Source organism: Dialister succinatiphilus (assembly GCF_928721695.1).
Classification (GTDB): Bacteria; Bacillota; Negativicutes; order Veillonellales; family Dialisteraceae; genus Dialister; species Dialister succinatiphilus.
Genome location: NZ_OV788641.1, coordinates 2,470,346 through 2,486,895, shown reverse-complemented (window position 1 = coordinate 2,486,895; position 16,550 = coordinate 2,470,346). Strand labels below are relative to the sequence as shown.

The window sequence follows — 16,550 nt, the reverse complement described above, 5'->3', positions numbered from 1 at the left end:
ACTGAAAAAGCACTAACTGTTATGGTTAGTGCTTTTTTGCTGTGCGTATCATTTATTCCCGAAGGTTGATGTGCACATCCTGCATAGGATGTGCAAGTCGGCCGAAGTAGGCCCTTAGCCTGCCCATAAAAGGGCCTTCCATTTAGTCGGCCGACCGTGGTCTTTCGCCGCGAGGGTTGATGGCGCCGCCGGGCCTGACGGCCCTGGGCACCAAAGGTTCTGCCTGTGATCGGCTGACGCCTCCCGGACGGGTTGAGGGCTCTCGCCCTCGGGAGGTATGAAGCACCGCTGCGCTGGCGAGGTACGGCGCCCATAAGGGCGCCATTTTTTATGCCGTCTTTGGCGGCGAAAACCGGACAACCGGGCTTTCGCCCGTCGGAAAACCATACAACAGCCCTGCGGGCGAGGAAATGCATCCCCCTTTGGTGGCTGGCGCCACCACCTTTTCCCCTCTTCGAGGGGGCACTATGGGTGCTTAGCAATGGAGCCATGTCTCTGCAGGAAAGCATAGAGCGATTTATTCTGTCCCCCGGATGGGGGACAGTCCGGCGCAGCCGGATAAGGGGGGAGCCGCGCAGCGGCTAATCACCAGAATGCCAATCAAGCCCTATGACACAGAAAAGCAAATCCCGTAACGCCTCTTGCGTCCCCTTTAGGGGAAGAGGGCCACGAAGTGGCGAAGGGATGTACGAGGGTAAGAATGATTATGATACTCGATGTGGACGTGACCGCCGAAAGGCGGCATTATAATACTCATCGCCCAAAGGGCGATACCACAACCCTCGGCCCGAAGGGCCGTCAAACTTACGAACCCTCCGGCCCATAGGGCCGGTCCATCTTAAGAACCCTCCCTCATAACGCTGGCTTTATGTTCATCGCCCCCTTAAAGGGGAAACGACTCACTACATTTTGCGCGTCGCTAGCGCTCCTTCACCCTCTGCTGTCACTGACTCACTGGATTTTCAGGTCGCTGATGCGCCCCTACAAATCCAGTTCGCTGTGCATCGCTTCGATCGGGGGCCGCCGATTGGCGGTCAGGACCGCGATGGAGCATCCTATCGGTGCTCTGCCCCGTACACCCTTTCCCGCTTCGCGGGACTTCCCCTCAAGGGGAAACGAGAGATATGAGGGAAAAACAGCGAGTCATATACTTCACGTACCATTTCGGCGTTTTCCCCCTTTGGTGGCTGTCGCCACCACCTTGCCCTGTGGGAGGCATGTCATATGACACTGAAAGTAAATCCGTAACGCTGACTTTATAAGCATTGCCGCAGAGCGGCAATCCGCAACCCTCGGCCCAAAGGACCGTCAAACTTAAGAACCTTAAGAACCTTCGGGGCGAAGCCCCGTCAACCCTCACGCCGCAGGCGTGTCCAAGGGCGAAGCCGGAAAGGGGGAGGCGAGCGCAGCGAGCCAATCAACAGAATCCTATCATAACGTATGATACAGATAGGTAAATCCGTAACGCTGACTTTATAAGCATTGCCCGAGAGGGCAATCCGCAACCCTCGGCCTGAAAGGCCGTCAAACTTAAGAACCCTCCGGCCGCAGGCCGGTCCATCTTAAGAACCCTCCCTCATAACGCTGACTTTATACTCATCGCCCTGCGGGCGATACCACAACCCTCGGCCTGAAAGGCCGTCAAACTTAAGAACCCTCCGGCCGTCAGGCCGGTCAATCCTAAGAACCTTCACACCGTAGGTGTGTCCAAGGCCCATCCATCTTACTTAAGAACCTTTCCCTCTGAACCTTTTGAACCTTCTGAACCTTCTGAACCTTCAAGCCCCAAAGGGGCTTGTCCATATGGCATTATTCTTTCAGTACGCAGCCGAAGGCGTGTTTTTTACCGTCTTTTCCGTCTTCCACGTAGACGCCCTGGACTTCCGGGGGGAAGCCGGGGAGGGCGTTGATGCTGTCTACTAGGTCCATGAAGTAATGGATGGCGGTTTTTGTCCACCGTTCTCCGGGATGGATGCAGAGGATGCCCGGGGGATAGGGGAGGGCGCCTTCGAGGGCGATGCGGCCTTCTGCGTCTTTCAGGTCTATGAGTTCTCCGTTTCCGCGGAAGTATTCTCCTTCTGCTTCTCTGGGGCTCATGGCGTAGGGAGGCAGGTGGTCTTGGTCGAAGAGCTGCTGCTGCAGGGCGGCCACGTTTCTTTCTTTGTAGAAATCGTGCATTTTCTGGCAGAGTTTCCTGATGGTATAGCCTTTGTAGTATGTTTCATAGGCGTCGTATACCTGGGGCAGTACTTTTTCCATGGGGGCATCCTGGTCTATGACGGTTTCGAACTGCACCAGTTTCTCTAGGAGGCGGTGCAGTTTTTCTTCTGTTTCTGCAGGGGTCATGAGGAAGAGGATGTCATTGAGGTCGCATTTTTCCGGAATGATTTTGTTTTCCCGGAGGTATTCGGCCACAATGGTTCCGGGGATGCCGAAGTCTTCGTAGGTGCCTGTGGGGATATCAATGCCCGGGGTGATGAGCATGAGTTTCATGGGATCCAGGAAGTACTGGTTTTCTCCGTATCCTTTGAATCCGTGCCAGCCGGCTTTGGGGCTGAAGGCCCAGAAGCGGCGGTCTGCCGCAATCTGGGCGGTGTCTGCATTTTCCCATTTCCTGTTTCCCACGGTATCCGGGAGGAAGGGCTTCAGGTAGTGGCACTTTTTTATGATTTCTTTCCGGAGTTCGATACCCAGGATGAGGGCGTCTTTCCAGAGTTTCTTCCCCCCTTCTCCCTCGTGAATCCGGGCGTTCATGTCCAGGGCAGCGAAGAGCTGGTAGAAGGGGGAGGTGGAGGAGTGCATCATGTAGGCGTTGTTCATCCTTTTGTGGGGCACGTAGCGGTGCTGGCCACGGATGTGGGCGTCTTTTTTATGGATCTGGGAGGTCATGGAGAAACCGGCCTGCTGTTTGTGGACGGACTGGGTGACGAAGATGCCGGGGTCGTCGGGGCCCAGTTCCAGCAGCAGGGGGGAGGCGTCTTTCATCATGGGGATGAACTGTTCGTATCCTACCCAGGCGGAGTCGAAGAAAATGTAGTCGCAGAGGTAACCGATGCGGTCGATGACCTGGCGGGCATTGTAAAGGCAGCCGTCATAGGTGCCCAGTTCGATGACGGCCAGGCGGATGGGCCGTTCTTCTTTGGCTTTTTCCGGATTTTTTTCCGCCACCAGTTTCCGGATATAGTCTTCATCAAAGCAGGCTTCGGGAATGCCGCCGATGGAGCCGGCAGCGTTACGGGCGGTTTCCATGTATATGGGAATGGCGCCGGAGAGGATGAGGCCCAAATCGATTGATTTATGGTTGTTCCGGTCGTAGAGTACTATATCACCGGGCGCCAGTACGGCGTTCATCACGATTTTGTTGGCCGTGGAGGTGCCGTTCAGCACGAAATAGGTTTTGTCTGCATGAAATACCCGGGCTGCATGTTTCTGGGCGGAAAGGGCGGGCCCTTCATGGATGAGGAAGTCCCCCAGGTCCACGTCGGAACTGGAAAGGTCTCCGCGAAATACATTGGGGCCGTAGTAGTCGTAGAAAATGCGTCCTGATGGATGTTTCCGGTAAAAGGCACCGCTCTGGTGGCCGGGAGAGTCGTACTGGTCATTTTTCCGGGATGTATATTTCATGAGGGCCCCGAAAAAAGGAGGCAGCAGGTCTTTTTCATACTGCAGGGCTGCCCGGGTAATTCGTTTCTTCCAGGATGCTTTCTCCTTCACCGGAAGGAGGGTGCCTGATATGGCAGACATATTCCTTCCCGCCGCGGCGCCGGTGTCGAGAATGAAAAGGGGAATGGAAAAAGCATGAATGGTGTCATAGGATGGGGGAACTTCGTCCCGGCTGGTCATGACTACGGCAGATACGTCAGTAAGATCTGCGCCTTCCAGGGGCACTGTCTTCCAGTTCTCCTGGGAAATGCCGCTTTCTGCAGCTAAGGCAGTTAAAGCGATTTTTAACTGTTTCATGAAAAACCTCCCTGTTTTTTTGCTTGTATTATAGGGATGGAAGGCAGGGTATGTCAATAAGGAAATCAGAGGAAATCGAAGGAAAATAGAGGAGAGTCGGCAGGCATCACAATTTTTTGCATATGGCTGTGATTTATTGAGTATAGCTATGAAATATTGAATAAAAAAGGGGTACTGTTGGGATATGGGCTGGGGACAAGCCCCTTTGGGGCTTGAGGGTTCAGGCGCCTTCGGCGCGGTCGGGATCGGGAGCAGGACCTGGGCGGTGCTTTCCTGTATTCCCGAAGGTTGACGCGGCTTCGCCGCGAGGGTTGATGGCGCCGCCGGGCCTTTGGCCCTGGGCGCCAAGGGTTCTGTCCGGGACCGGCTGACGCCTCCCGGACGGGTTGAGGGCTCCGCCCTCGGGAGGTATATAGTATCGCTGCGCTGGCGAGGTGGGCGCCCTTTGGGGCGCCATTTTTTATGCCGCATTTAGCGGCGAAAACCGGACAGCCGGGCTTCGCCCGAGGGAAAACCATAGAACCGCCCTGCGGGCGTCGGAAATGCACCCCTTTTGGTGGCTGGCGCCACCACCTTCCCCCCGGCGGGGGGACTTTATTCTTCGCTATGCGTTGAGTGAAGGGATTGCTTTGCGGAGCTTTATTGTCCACTGTGCACATCCTGCATAGGATGTGCAAGTCGGGCGAAGTAAGGCGCCTAGCCTGCCCATAAAGGCGCTTTCCTTTTGTCGCCCGACCGATACTGCGGGGGGGGAAGGTGGTGCCGTAAGGCACCAAAGGGGGGAAAGCCACCGAAGGTGGCTGATCACCGTAATGCGTATCAAACTATATGACTCATAAAGCCAATCCCGTAACGCTGACTTTATACTCATCGCCCCCTAAAGGGGAAACGACTCACTACATTTTGCGCGTCGCTAGCGCTCCTTCAAAATGTGTTCGCTGTGCACCGTAAGGGCGATACCACAACCCTCGGGGCCAAAGGCCCCGTCAAACTTAAGAACCCTCCGGCCCATGGGGCCGGTCCATCTTAAGAACCTTCCCTCATAACGCTGACTTTATACTCATCGCCCGATAGGGCAATACCACAACCCTCAGCGCCGCAGGCGCTGTCGCCCCCTGAGCGAAGCGTACACAACCCTTCTACACAACCTGCCGCCGACAGGCGGCCACAACCCTCGGCCCGAAGGGCCGTCAAACTTAAGAACCCTTGGGCCGAAGGCCCATCCATCTTAAGAACCTTTCCCTTCACAACCCTCGGGGCGAAGCCCCGTCAACCTTCCCCCTCTGAACCTTTTGAACCCCTTGAACCCACTAAAACCTCACACCGCAGGTGTGTCCCACAGGGAAGTGTGGTATAATTTATAAATTACCACAAGTCATTAAATGAAATTTCCAAGAAAGGGATACTTATGGTAAACTAAAGGCAAAAAGTGTAAGAGATCATACAGGGAGTGATTTTGTAAAGGAAAGGGTATGGATATGAATACATTTTGCAGGAAGCGTTGTGTCATGGCGGCGGCTGTGCTTTGCATGGGGGCTGCTGTTTTCTTTACGGGCTGCGGCAGCAGCGCGCAGCCGAAGTCTTCGGCTGTTTCGGTGAAGGCTATGAAGGTAATCCAGCAGGATACCAGTGTGTCTCATGACTATTCGGGACAGGTGAAGTCCATGGATGCGGTGGTGATTAAACCGAAGGTTTCCGGGTCTATTACGGAGAAATATTTCAGAAGCGGCGATCTGGTCCATGAGGGGCAGGCGCTGTACAAGATCGATGACCGGCAGTATGAGTCGGAGGTGCTTTCTGCCCGTTCCAATGTGGAGAAGGCTAGGACGGCGCTGAATAATTCCATCATCGACCTGGGAAGGTACCAGAGGCTCCTTTCTTCGGGGGCCATTGCGGAGCAGACGGTGACTACCCAGGAGGCCACGGTGGCGTCTAACCAGTCCAGTTATGATGATGCCAATGCTCTTCTGCAGAAGGCGGAGGAAAATCTGGATGATACGGTGATTCGTGCGCCTATTTCGGGCAAGCTTTCTGTGGATGATGTGGGTGTAGGCACCTATGCTACGTCGGGAAATACGTCCCTGGTGTCTGTGGGCTCTATCAACCCCATTTATGTGCAGTTTTCTATCAGTGAAAATGAATACCTGAATTTCCGCACCGGCGATAAGCCGGAGAGGGAAGGCGGGGAGGAGCCCCGTCCGCCGAAGGCGACTCTGACTCTGAGCAACGGCCAGAAGTATGACGAGGTGTCTACGGAGTATATTGCAGACCGTGAGCTTTCCGAGAGTACCGGCACCCTGACGCTGAAGGCTGTTTTTGATAATGCCGACGGTGTGCTGCTGCCGGGCATGTTTGCCCGGGTGACGGTGGAGGGAAGGCCTTTGAAGGATGCCATCCTTGTGCCCCAGCGGGCGGTGCAGCAGGTGCTGGATAAGTCCTTTGTCATTGTGGTGGGATCGGATAACAAGTCCGTTTCCCGGCAGGTTACCCTGGGGGACCAGGTAGGCAGCTATTATGTAGTGAAGAGCGGCCTGACGAAAGATGACAATGTGGTGGTGGAAGGGCTGACGAACCTGAAGGAAGGGCAGGAGCTGAATGTGACGGAAACCACGGCTGATGAGCTGGGGCTGTCTCTTACTTCTTCCGACGGTTCCACTTCCGCCAGCGCTTCCGTGAGCGCGAAGTAAGGAGGAGCCATGTCAAAATTCTTTATCCGGCGGCCTATCTTTGCCATCGTCATTTCCATTATTATTGTGCTTCTGGGCACCATTTCCCTTCTGTCCCTGCCCATTGCCCAGTATCCCCAGATTTCACCGCCTACCATCAGTCTGAGCGCCAGCTATACCGGCGCCAATGCGACTATTGTGAACCAGACGGTGGCCCAGGTCATCGAGGAACAGCTGAACGGGCTGGAAAATATGTCCTACATGTCTTCCACTTCCAGCAATGACGGATCCTACAGTTTGTCCATCGTGTTCGATCTGTCCAGTGACGGCGATACGGACTCGGTGAATGTGCAGAACAATGCGAACCTGGCTAAGAACAGTCTCCCCAGTGACGTGCAGACCACGGGCCTCACGGTGCGCAAGTCTTCCGGCGACATGGTGCTCATGGCCAACCTCTATTCGCCGAACGGCACCTATGACCAGGCCTTTCTCAAGAACTATGCGGACATTTACCTTCTGGACAAAATCCAGCGCATCAATGGCGTAGGCAACGTGAATACCTTCGGCTCCAGCTATGCCATGCGGGTATGGCTGAATCCGGATAAGCTGGCAGAAAGAAATCTCACTGTTTCTGATGTGATTTCCGCCATTAAGGAACAGAACATTTCCGCTCCTGCCGGTACCGTAGGCGGCCAGCCGGCGCCGGAAATCCAGGAAAAACAGTACAGCGCCAAAGTAGAAGGCCGGCTCACCACGCCGGAACAGTTTGGCAACATTATCCTGAAGTCCGCGTCCAACGGCCAGTTCGTGTACCTGAAGGACGTGGCCAAAATCGAGACCGGTACCCAGAACGCAAGCAGCAATTCCAAAATCAACGGCAAGAACGGTATCGGTTTCGGCGTGCAGCTCACCAACGACGCCAATGCCCTGGATACCATCAGCCAGGTGAAGCAGGTGCTCAGCGAAGCCAAAGAGAACTTCCCGCCTGATCTGGACTACATCATCGTCATGGATAACACCAGCTTCATCAATGCCTCCATCAGCGAAGTGAAGGATACCTTCGTGGAATCCCTGCTCCTCGTTATCCTGGTGGTATTCATTTTCCTGCAGAAATGGAGAACCACCCTCATTCCGGTGCTGGCCGTGCCTGTTTCCATTGTAGGCACCTTTGCCACCTTCATTTTCCTTGGTTTTACCATCAATACCCTGACCCTCTTCGCCATGGTGCTGGCCATCGGCCTGGTGGTGGATGATGCCATCGTGGTTATCGAAAACGTGGAAGAGCACATGTCCAAAGACGGCCTTTCCGCCAAAGAAGCCACCGAAAGAGCCATGGTGGAAGTACAGGGACCGATTATTGCTACCACCGCCGTGCTGGCCTCCATCTTCATCCCCGTGGCCTTCATCGGCGGCGTCACCGGCGTGCTGTACAAACAGTTTGCCATTACCATTACCGTATCCGTGGCCATTTCCGCCTTCGTAGCCCTCACCCTGACACCGGCCCTCTGCGGCCTCCTTCTGAAATCGGACGACAAAGGCTTTACCGGCGGCCCCCTGGCCTTCTTCTTCCGGAAATTTAACAGTGCCTTTGAATCCTGGCGCGAGAAATACACAGGAAAAGTGGGCTGGATGATCCACCATCTGAAATACGCGGTCATCTTCCTCGTCCTTGTTACCGGCCTCATGGGCCTCTTCTATCAGCTGCTGCCTTCCACCTTCGTGCCGGAAGAAGACCAGGGATTCTTCATGGCCAGTGTCACCATGCCTGAAGGCACATCCCTGAACCAGACCGTGAAGACCGTGGATGCCATTGCTGATGAAACGAAAAAAATCCCCGGTGTAAAGGACATTATGACCCATGCCGGCGGCTCTACCTCCAACTCCGGCAACGTCTATATTTCCCTGGACAGCTGGGACCAGAGAAAGTCTTCCGACCTCAGCGTGAACTCCATTATTGCCAAATTCAACAAAACCGTGGTGCCTCTCCATCCCGAAGCCCGGGTGGCAGCCTTCAATACGCCTGCCCTTCCAGGCCTTGGCATGGAAGGCGGCTGGACCATGCAGCTTCAGGATAATGTAGGCCTCTCCGATACCGAGCTGGGCCAGGTGGCTGACCAGGTGGTGGCAGCCTGCAGCGCAAGGCCGGAGCTCTCCGGCGTCCGCACCAGCTACGCCACCAATACCCCCAGCGTGCAGTACGCCGTGGACCGTGAAAAGATTAAAAATCTGGGCATCAGCCTCTCCGACGTATTCACCGCCCTCCAGGCAAACTTCGGCGGCTCCCAGGTCAACGATTTCAACCAGTTCGGAAGAGCCTACAAAGTCATCGTACAGGCAGATACCCAGTACCGCTCCCAGGCGGACAGTCTGAAATTTATTTCCGTGAAATCGGCCTCCGGGAAAATGGTGCCTTTGGACACCCTGCTCACCAGCTCCATTACCACCGGTCCCTCCTCCATTACCCGTTTCAACGGCGTACGGAGCGTCACCATCCAGGGCAGCGCCGCCAGCGGCTACAGCTCCGGCGAAGCCATGAAAGCGGCGGAAGAAGCAGCCAAGAGCGTCATGCCTTCCGGATTCACCATCGAATGGTCCGGCCAGAGCCGTGAAGAAAGCACCTCCTCCAGCTCCACCATGAAAGTCCTCATCATGGCCCTCATCTTTGCCTTCCTCTGCCTGGCAGCCCTCTACGAAAGCTGGTCCATGCCCTTCGCCGTTCTCTTCACCGTGCCCACCGGCATCTTCGGCGCCGTGTTCTCCGAATACATCATCCGCACCCTGGCATCTATGACCGGAGGAAACGCCACCGGCTTTTTGAACAGCGTGTACATGCAGATCGGCATTATAATGATCATCGGCCTGGCAGCGAAAAATGCCATCCTCATTGTAGAATTTGCCAAAGAACGAGTGGATAAAGGCATGGATCCCATGGACGCCGTGGTGATTGCAGCCAAACTCCGCCTCCGTCCTATCCTCATGACCGCCTTCACCGCCATCATCGGCTGCCTGCCCCTGGCCCTGGCCACCGGCGCCGGCGCCGGCGCCCGCTGCGGTATGGGCGTAGCCGTTGTAGGCGGCATGACCTTCGCCACCCTCTGCGGCCTCTTCCTCATCCCCGCCTTCTATATCGTGTCGGAATACCTGGCCAGATACTTCAGGAAAGTGACGGGATTTAAGGGAATCAAGTTCAAACATCGCATGCTGAGGAGGTAAAATGGACATGCCCTGTCGGGCGTGAGGGTTCTAAAGTTTGACGGGGCTATCGCCCCGAGGGTTCTTAAGTTTGACAGCGGCTATGCCGCTGAGGGTTGTGGAGGGCGCCTCTAAATTGATAGAAGGCGCCAGTTTGTATAAAACCTTCACAACCGGGCATTCGCCCGTGGGAAAACCATACAACCGCCCTGCGGGCGAGGAAATGCATCCCCCCTTTGGTGGCTGGCGCCATATGAACAAGCCCCTATGGGGCTTGAGGGTTCTAAAGTTTGACGGGGCTGTGGCCCCGAGGGTTCTTAAGTTTGACAGCGGCTATGCCGCTGAGGGTTGTGGTGGGCGCCTCTAATTTATAGATGGCGCCCTCTTATGATAAAACCATACAACCGCCCAGCGGGCGTCGGAAATGCACCCCTTTTGGTGGCTGGCGCCACCACCTTCCCCCCGGCGGGGGGACTTTATTCTTCGCTATGCGTTAGCTTTATTCTGTCCCCCGGATGGGGGAAAGTCCGGCGCAGCCGGATAAGGGGGAGCCGCGCAGCGGCTAATCACCAGAATGCTTAACATGCCATATGACACAGAGAGCCAATCCCGTAACGTCCTTGCGTCCCCTTTAGGGGAAGAGGGCCACGAAGTGGCGAAGGGTGTGCAAGCAAACTGGATTCATAGGGGAGCTTCGCGACCCGCGAATCCAGTGAGACGCCATCCAGCGAAGTCGGTATGTACGAGGGTAAGAATGATTATGATACTCGATGTGGACGTGACCGCTGAAAGGCGGCATTATAATACTCATCGCCCGAAGGGCGATACCACCACCCTTTGAACCCTCTGAACCTTTTGAACCTTCTGAACCCTCACGCCGCAGGCGTGTCCAGCGGCAATCCGCAACCCTCGGCCTGAAAGGCCGTCAAACTTAAGAACCCTCCGGCCGCAGGCCGGTCCATCTTAAGAACCTTTCCCTTCACAACCCTCGGGGCGAAGCCCCGTCAACCCTCACACCGAAGGTGTGTCCAATTTCACACAAGGACCCTGATACTATGATCTTTCATTCATCGGAGAAAAAAGCCCGTTTTATGCTATGGACCACCGCCCTCATCTGGGGTGGTGGTTTTGTGGCTGGTAAAATGGCGCTAACCGGTCTGTCGCCCTGGGGCGTGCTTTTCTGGCGGTTCGGGCTGGCGGCGCTTTTATTTCTTCTGCCCTTTCATAAAGCCATCATGGGGCAGGGGAGGAGGGTCCTTGCCTTCGGCATCCTGTCCGGCGTCCTTCTGGCGCTGTCTCTGGCGGTGCAGCTTCTGGGGCTGTCTTACACCACCAGCGCCAGGCAGTCTTTCCTTTTTACCACCTATGTGGCTTGGACGCCTTTTGTGAGCTGGCTCGTTTTGAAGAAGAGGCCGGGAAAGAGGGCCTTTGCCGCCGCCTTTCTGGCGGTTCTGGGCATCGGTCTCATTGCTGCCGGAGGGGAGGGGAAAATCCGCCTGGGGGACGGAATCACCTTGGTATCTTCTATCCTTTTTACGCTGCAGATCGTGTTTGTGGGAAAGCATATGAAAAAAGAAATGGACATCTTTGCCTTTTCCTTCATCCAGTTCGCCGCGGCGTCCCTCTTTTCCCTTTTCCTCCTTCTCCTTATGGGAGAGCCCCTCATCCCGGAGGGTAGGGAATGCTGGGAAGGCGTGCTTTTCCTGGGGATTTTAAATACGGCCGCCGCCTTTACCCTGCAGAATGAGGCCCAGAAATACCTGCCTGACGTGACAGTCTCCCTCATCAGCAGCATGGAATCGGTTTTCGGCTTCCTCTTCTCCTGCCTCTATTACGGAAATCCGGTGACCCTGCGCTTCCTTTTCGGCGGCGCTTTGTGTTTCATGGCTATCTGGGTGAAGGGGGCTGGAAAGGACAAGCCCTTTCGGGCTTGAGGGTTCTAAAGTTTGACGGGGCTATCGCCCCGAGGGTTCTTAAGTTTGACAGCGGCTATGCCGCTGAGGGTTGTGGAGGGCGCCTTCGGCGCGGTCGGGATCGGGACCGGGATCGGCGCGGTGCTTCCCTGTATTCCCGTAGGTTGACGCCCTGCGGGCGAGGGTTGATGGCGCCGCCGGGCCTCAGGCCCTGGGCGCCAAGGGTTTTGCCTGTGATCGGCTTCGCCTTACAGGCGGGTTGAGGGCTTTCGCCCTCGGGAGTTATATAGTATCGCTGCGCTGGCGAGGTACGGCGCCCTTGAGGGCGCCAGTATAAATGCCGCCTTTGGCGGCGAAAACCATACAACCGCCCTGCGGGCGTCGGAAATGCACCCCTTTTGGTGGCTGGCGCCACCACCTTCCCCCCGGCGGGGGGACTTTATTCTTCGCTATGCGTTAGCTTTATTCTGCCCCTGTGCACATCCTGCATAGGATGTGCAAGTCGGTCAAAGTAGGCCCTTAGCCTGCCCATAAAAGGGCCTTCCTTTCGATTGACCGACCGAACTGCGGGGGAAGTCCGGCGCAGCCGGATAGGGGGAGCCGCGCAGCGGCTAATCACCAGAATGCGTATCATACCATATGACACAGAAAACCAATCCCGTAACGCCTCTTGCGTCCCATTTAGGGGAAGAGGGCCACGAAGTGGCGAAGGGTGTGCAAGCGAACTGGATTCATAGGGGAGCTCTGCAACCCGCGAATCCAGTGAGACGCCATCCAGCGAAGTCGGTGTGTGCGAGGGTAAGAATGATTATGATATTCTTATTCTATGTCTTATCGCCCTTCGATTGGGGGGCCGCCGATTGGCGGTCAGGACCGCGATGGAGCATCCTATCAGTGCTCTGCCCCGCACACCCTTTCCCGCTTCGCGGGACTTCCCCTCAAGGGGAAACGAGAGATATGAGGGAAAAAACAGCGAGTCATATACTTCACGTACCATTTCGGCGTTTTCCCCCTTTGGTGGCTGGCGCCACCACCTTTCCCCCGCAAGCGGGGGCACAATAAAGCTTCGCGGTTCCATCTTTTCATAAGTTGCTCTACGCTAAGCATGGGTTGTTCTGCCCCCTGCATAGGGGGAAGTCCGGTGCAGCCCGGATAGGGGGTGGCGAGCGCAGCGAGCCAATCAGCAGAATGCTTTTCATGCCATATAGTGCAGAAAGGCCAATCCCGTAACGCTGACTTTATAAGCATTGCCGCGGAGCGGCAATCCACAACCCTCGGCCCGGAGGGCCGTCAAACTTACGAACCTTAAGAACCCTCGGGCCAAAGGCCCGTCAACCCTCACGCCCGCAGGGCGTGTCCAAAGCGGCCCAAAAAATATACTTGACATAATGAGTCCGGCGCATTATAATAGCCACAACTTAAGAAAACAAACCGTTGAAGCGGAGATAAAAATAATTCGTGCACTCACAGGGAGCCGGGGTATTGAGAAGCCGGCAGGACGCAGGTTATTAAATGGACCGCTGAGGGCGCGGTGAAAGGGATTTCCTTAGTAGCTCGCGACGTAGGGCATACGTCAGTTGCCGGAGATATGTTGGTATCTCGCTAAGAGCAGGGGTCATACCCTGAAGCAAGGTGGCACCGCGGAAGTATATCCGTCCTTGACAAGTATTTGTCAGGGACGGATTTTTTTATTACCTCCCTGAAGGAGGAAATCATGGATTCTATCAGACGATGGCAGGTAAGGGAAGCATAGCAGGAATCAAGTAGATAACCGAAGCAGGAGGAATAAAAAATGATTAAAGAAGCCATTCAGAAAATCGTAAGAAAGGGAGATCTCTCCTATACCGAAGCCTATACCGTAATGAACGAAATCATGAACGGTGAAACCACTGCCACCCAGAACGCCGCATTCCTGGCGGCCTTATCCACCAAGAGCACCAAGGCGGAAACCATTGACGAGATTTCCGGCTGCGCAGCGGCCATGAGGGAACATGCCATTCCTGTTCCCCATCCTGGTATGGAAGTCCTTGAAATCGTAGGTACCGGAGGCGATAAGTCCAACAGCTTCAACATTTCCACCACCGCCGCTTTCGTGGTGGCAGCAGGGGGCGTGAAGGTGGCCAAGCACGGCAACCGGGCCGCTTCTTCCAAGTGCGGCACCGCCGATGTGCAGGAAGCGCTGGGAGCCAATATTTCCCAGAACCCCGAAAAAGCCCTGGACATGCTGAAGAAGGTGGGCATGTGCTTCCTCTTCGCCCAGAAGTACCATGCAGCCATGAAGTACGTAGGACCGATCCGCAGGGAGCTGGGCTTCCGTACGGTATTCAATATTCTGGGACCCCTCACGAATCCGGCCAATCCCGATTTCTTCCTTCTGGGCGTCTATGATGCCTACCTGGTGGAACCGGTGGCCAAGGTACTGGACAAGCTGGGCGTGAAGAAAGCGGTAGTGGTCCATGGCATGGACTGCCTCGATGAAGTTTCCCCCAGCGCGCCCACCCTGGTATGCGAACTGAAGAACGGCTACTATCGCACCACGGAAATCAAACCGGAAGACTTCGGCCTCACCCGGGGTAAGAAAGAAGAACTGGTGGGCGGCACACCGGAAGAAAACGCAGAGATCACGAAGGGCATCCTTTCCGGTAAAATCCAGGGCACGAAGAGAAATGCCATCCTCCTCAATGCAGGCCTGGCCTTCTATGCAGCCGGCGTGGCAGACACCATGGCAGAAGGGGTGAAGAAAGCGGCTGACCTCATCGACAGCGGCGCTGCCGAAAAGACCATGGAAGCCTACATTAAAGTCTCCAACGAATAAGGTGCACCATGATACTGGACGATATTGCACAGGAAACAAGAAAGCGCATAGACCGGCTGGAAAGGGAAGGATACTATGATGAAATCCGCCGGCGCATGAAAGATTTCATCCCGAGAAAAGGACATGCCTTCTATAGAAATCTGAAAGCCCCGGGGCTCTCCTATATCTGCGAGCTGAAAAAAGCGTCTCCCTCCAAAGGAATCATCAGTGAAGATTTCCCCTTTGAAGAGATTGCAAAGGAATATGAAGCAGCCGGCGCTTCAGCCATCTCCTGCCTCACCGAACCGAAATGGTTCAAAGGGGACATCGCCTACCTTCGAAAAGTGGCCTCGGAAGTGGCTATCCCGGTGCTCCGGAAAGATTTCATCATTGACCCGTGCCAGATCGAAGAAGCAGCCCTGGCAGGCGCCTCCGCCATTCTTCTCATAGCCGCCATTCTTACAGATGAAGAAATCAAAGGCTTCATGAAAGAAGCGGAAAATCTGGGACTGGATGTGCTGGCGGAAGCCCATGACGAAAAAGAAATGGAACGCCTGCTTTCCGCCGACGCCCGCATTGTGGGAGTGAACAACCGGGACCTCCGGGATTTCACCATCCACATGGAAACCACCGAGCGGCTGGCAGCCCTGGTGCCCGAGGGAGTGCTCCTTGTTTCCGAAAGCGGCATGACCGATGAAAAAGCAGTGAAACGGATGAGACAGGCCGGCGCAGATGCCGTGCTCATCGGCGAAATGCTGATGAAGGCAGAAAACAGGCCGGCCCTCCTCAAAAAAATGATACAGGAAAATTCATGAGAAAAGGATGGAATACATATGAAAACAAGATTTGGTGAATACGGCGGACAGTATGTACCGGAAGTACTGATGAATGAAGTCAATAAAGTGGCAGAAGCCTTTGAAGAATGCAAAAAAGACAGGGAATTCCAGGACGAACTCCACCGCCTCTTCGTGAACTACACCGGCCGCCCCTCCATGCTCTATGAAGCGGAAAACATGGAAAAAGACTTGGGCGGCCCCCGCATCTTCCTGAAAAGAGAAGACCTCAACCACACCGGCGCCCACAAGATCAATAACTGCATCGGCCAGGCCCTTCTGGCAAAACGGATGGGCAAGACCCGCCTCATCGCCGAAACCGGCGCCGGCCAGCACGGCGTAGCCGCTGCCACCATTGCCGCCCTCTTCGGCATGGAATGCGAAGTCTTCATGGGTGAAATCGATACCGAAAGACAGGCGCTGAACGTATACCGCATGAAACTTCTGGGCGCCAAAGTTCACGCAGTGAAGACAGGATCCCGGGTCCTCAAGGACGCCGTGAACGCTGCCATGCAGGAATGGAGCCGCCGCTGCGATGATACCCACTACATCATCGGATCCACCACCGGCCCCGCTCCCTTCCCCGAAATGGTACGCTACTTCCAGAGCTGCATCGGCCGTGAAGCCAGAGCCCAGGTACTGGAAAGGACCGGCCGCCTTCCCACCAGAGTCTACGCCTGCGTAGGTGGCGGATCCAACGCAGCCGGCACCTTCTACCCCTTCCTCCAGGACCAGGGCGTGGCCCTCGTAGGATGCGAAGCCGGCGGCAAAGGCGTGGACACTCCCTACCATGCAGCCACCATCACCAAAGGATCCATCGGCGTCTTCCATGGCATGAAATCCATTTTCTGCCAGGACAAAGACGGAAATATCACCGAAGTCTATTCCATTTCCGCCGGCCTCGACTATCCCGGCGTCAGCCCTGAACACGCCTACCTCCATGACATCGGCAGAGCCAGATACATCGCCATTACCGACGAAGAAGCGGTACAGGCCTTCGAATACCTGGCCAGAAAAGAAGGCATCATCTGCGCCATCGAATCAGCCCACGCAGTGGCAGGCGTACTGAAAGAAGCCAAGACCATGAACAAAGACGACATCGTCGTCATCACCCTGTCCGGCCGCGGAGACAAAGACGTGGCTGCCATTGCCCGCTACCGCGGCGAAAACCTGCATGATTAAGGAGGATCCC

7 protein-coding genes are annotated in these 16,550 nt (G+C 55.5%); 6 read left to right on the top strand and 1 reads right to left on the bottom strand.

The features are described from left to right. Positions 1–1,809: 1,809 nt before the first annotated feature. Positions 1,810–3,960 (bottom strand): ornithine decarboxylase, encoded by a 2,151-nt coding sequence (gene speC, locus NW747_RS10310; protein WP_273187370.1) that lies wholly within the window; start codon positions 3,958–3,960, stop codon positions 1,810–1,812. A 1,472-nt stretch (positions 3,961–5,432) separates the two neighbouring features. On the opposite strand from speC, the gene NW747_RS10305 reads away from it, so the two are divergent. From NW747_RS10305 to trpB, 6 genes are all read left to right on the top strand, one after another. Next, the gene (locus tag NW747_RS10305; protein ID WP_273187369.1) at positions 5,433–6,647 is read left to right on the top strand and encodes an efflux RND transporter periplasmic adaptor subunit; all 1,215 of its coding nucleotides are present in this window, start codon (positions 5,433–5,435) and stop codon (positions 6,645–6,647) included. 9 nt (positions 6,648–6,656) lie between these two features. After that, on the top strand, positions 6,657–9,839 hold the full coding sequence (locus NW747_RS10300) for an efflux RND transporter permease subunit (RefSeq protein WP_273187367.1): 3,183 nt from the start codon (positions 6,657–6,659) through the stop codon (positions 9,837–9,839). A 1,034-nt stretch (positions 9,840–10,873) separates the two neighbouring features. Beyond that, the gene (locus tag NW747_RS10295; RefSeq protein WP_337954989.1) at positions 10,874–11,752 is read left to right on the top strand and encodes a DMT family transporter; all 879 of its coding nucleotides are present in this window, start codon (positions 10,874–10,876) and stop codon (positions 11,750–11,752) included. A gap of 1,771 nt (positions 11,753–13,523) precedes the next feature. Beyond that, positions 13,524–14,546, top strand: coding sequence for an anthranilate phosphoribosyltransferase (trpD, locus tag NW747_RS10290; protein ID WP_273187365.1), 1,023 nt, complete (start codon positions 13,524–13,526; stop codon positions 14,544–14,546). Between the two features lie 8 nt (positions 14,547–14,554). Next, the gene (gene trpC, locus NW747_RS10285; protein WP_273187363.1) at positions 14,555–15,340 is read left to right on the top strand and encodes an indole-3-glycerol phosphate synthase TrpC; all 786 of its coding nucleotides are present in this window, start codon (positions 14,555–14,557) and stop codon (positions 15,338–15,340) included. An 18-nt stretch (positions 15,341–15,358) separates the two neighbouring features. Next, positions 15,359–16,540, top strand: a complete 1,182-nt coding sequence (gene trpB / locus NW747_RS10280; RefSeq protein ID WP_008858651.1) for a tryptophan synthase subunit beta — start codon at positions 15,359–15,361, stop codon at positions 16,538–16,540. The last annotated feature ends 10 nt before the right edge of the window (positions 16,541–16,550 follow it).

What these genes read in the sequence shown, in the direction of transcription:
- speC (WP_273187370.1), bottom strand. Translation starts at nt 3,960, where the DNA reads ATGAAACAGTTAAAAATCGCTTTAACTGCCTTAGCTGCAGAAAGCGGC.
- NW747_RS10305 (WP_273187369.1), top strand. Translation starts at nt 5,433, where the DNA reads ATGGATATGAATACATTTTGCAGGAAGCGTTGTGTCATGGCGGCGGCT.
- NW747_RS10300 (WP_273187367.1), top strand. Translation starts at nt 6,657, where the DNA reads ATGTCAAAATTCTTTATCCGGCGGCCTATCTTTGCCATCGTCATTTCC.
- NW747_RS10295 (WP_337954989.1), top strand. Translation starts at nt 10,874, where the DNA reads ATGATCTTTCATTCATCGGAGAAAAAAGCCCGTTTTATGCTATGGACC.
- trpD (WP_273187365.1), top strand. Translation starts at nt 13,524, where the DNA reads ATGATTAAAGAAGCCATTCAGAAAATCGTAAGAAAGGGAGATCTCTCC.
- trpC (WP_273187363.1), top strand. Translation starts at nt 14,555, where the DNA reads ATGATACTGGACGATATTGCACAGGAAACAAGAAAGCGCATAGACCGG.
- trpB (WP_008858651.1), top strand. Translation starts at nt 15,359, where the DNA reads ATGAAAACAAGATTTGGTGAATACGGCGGACAGTATGTACCGGAAGTA.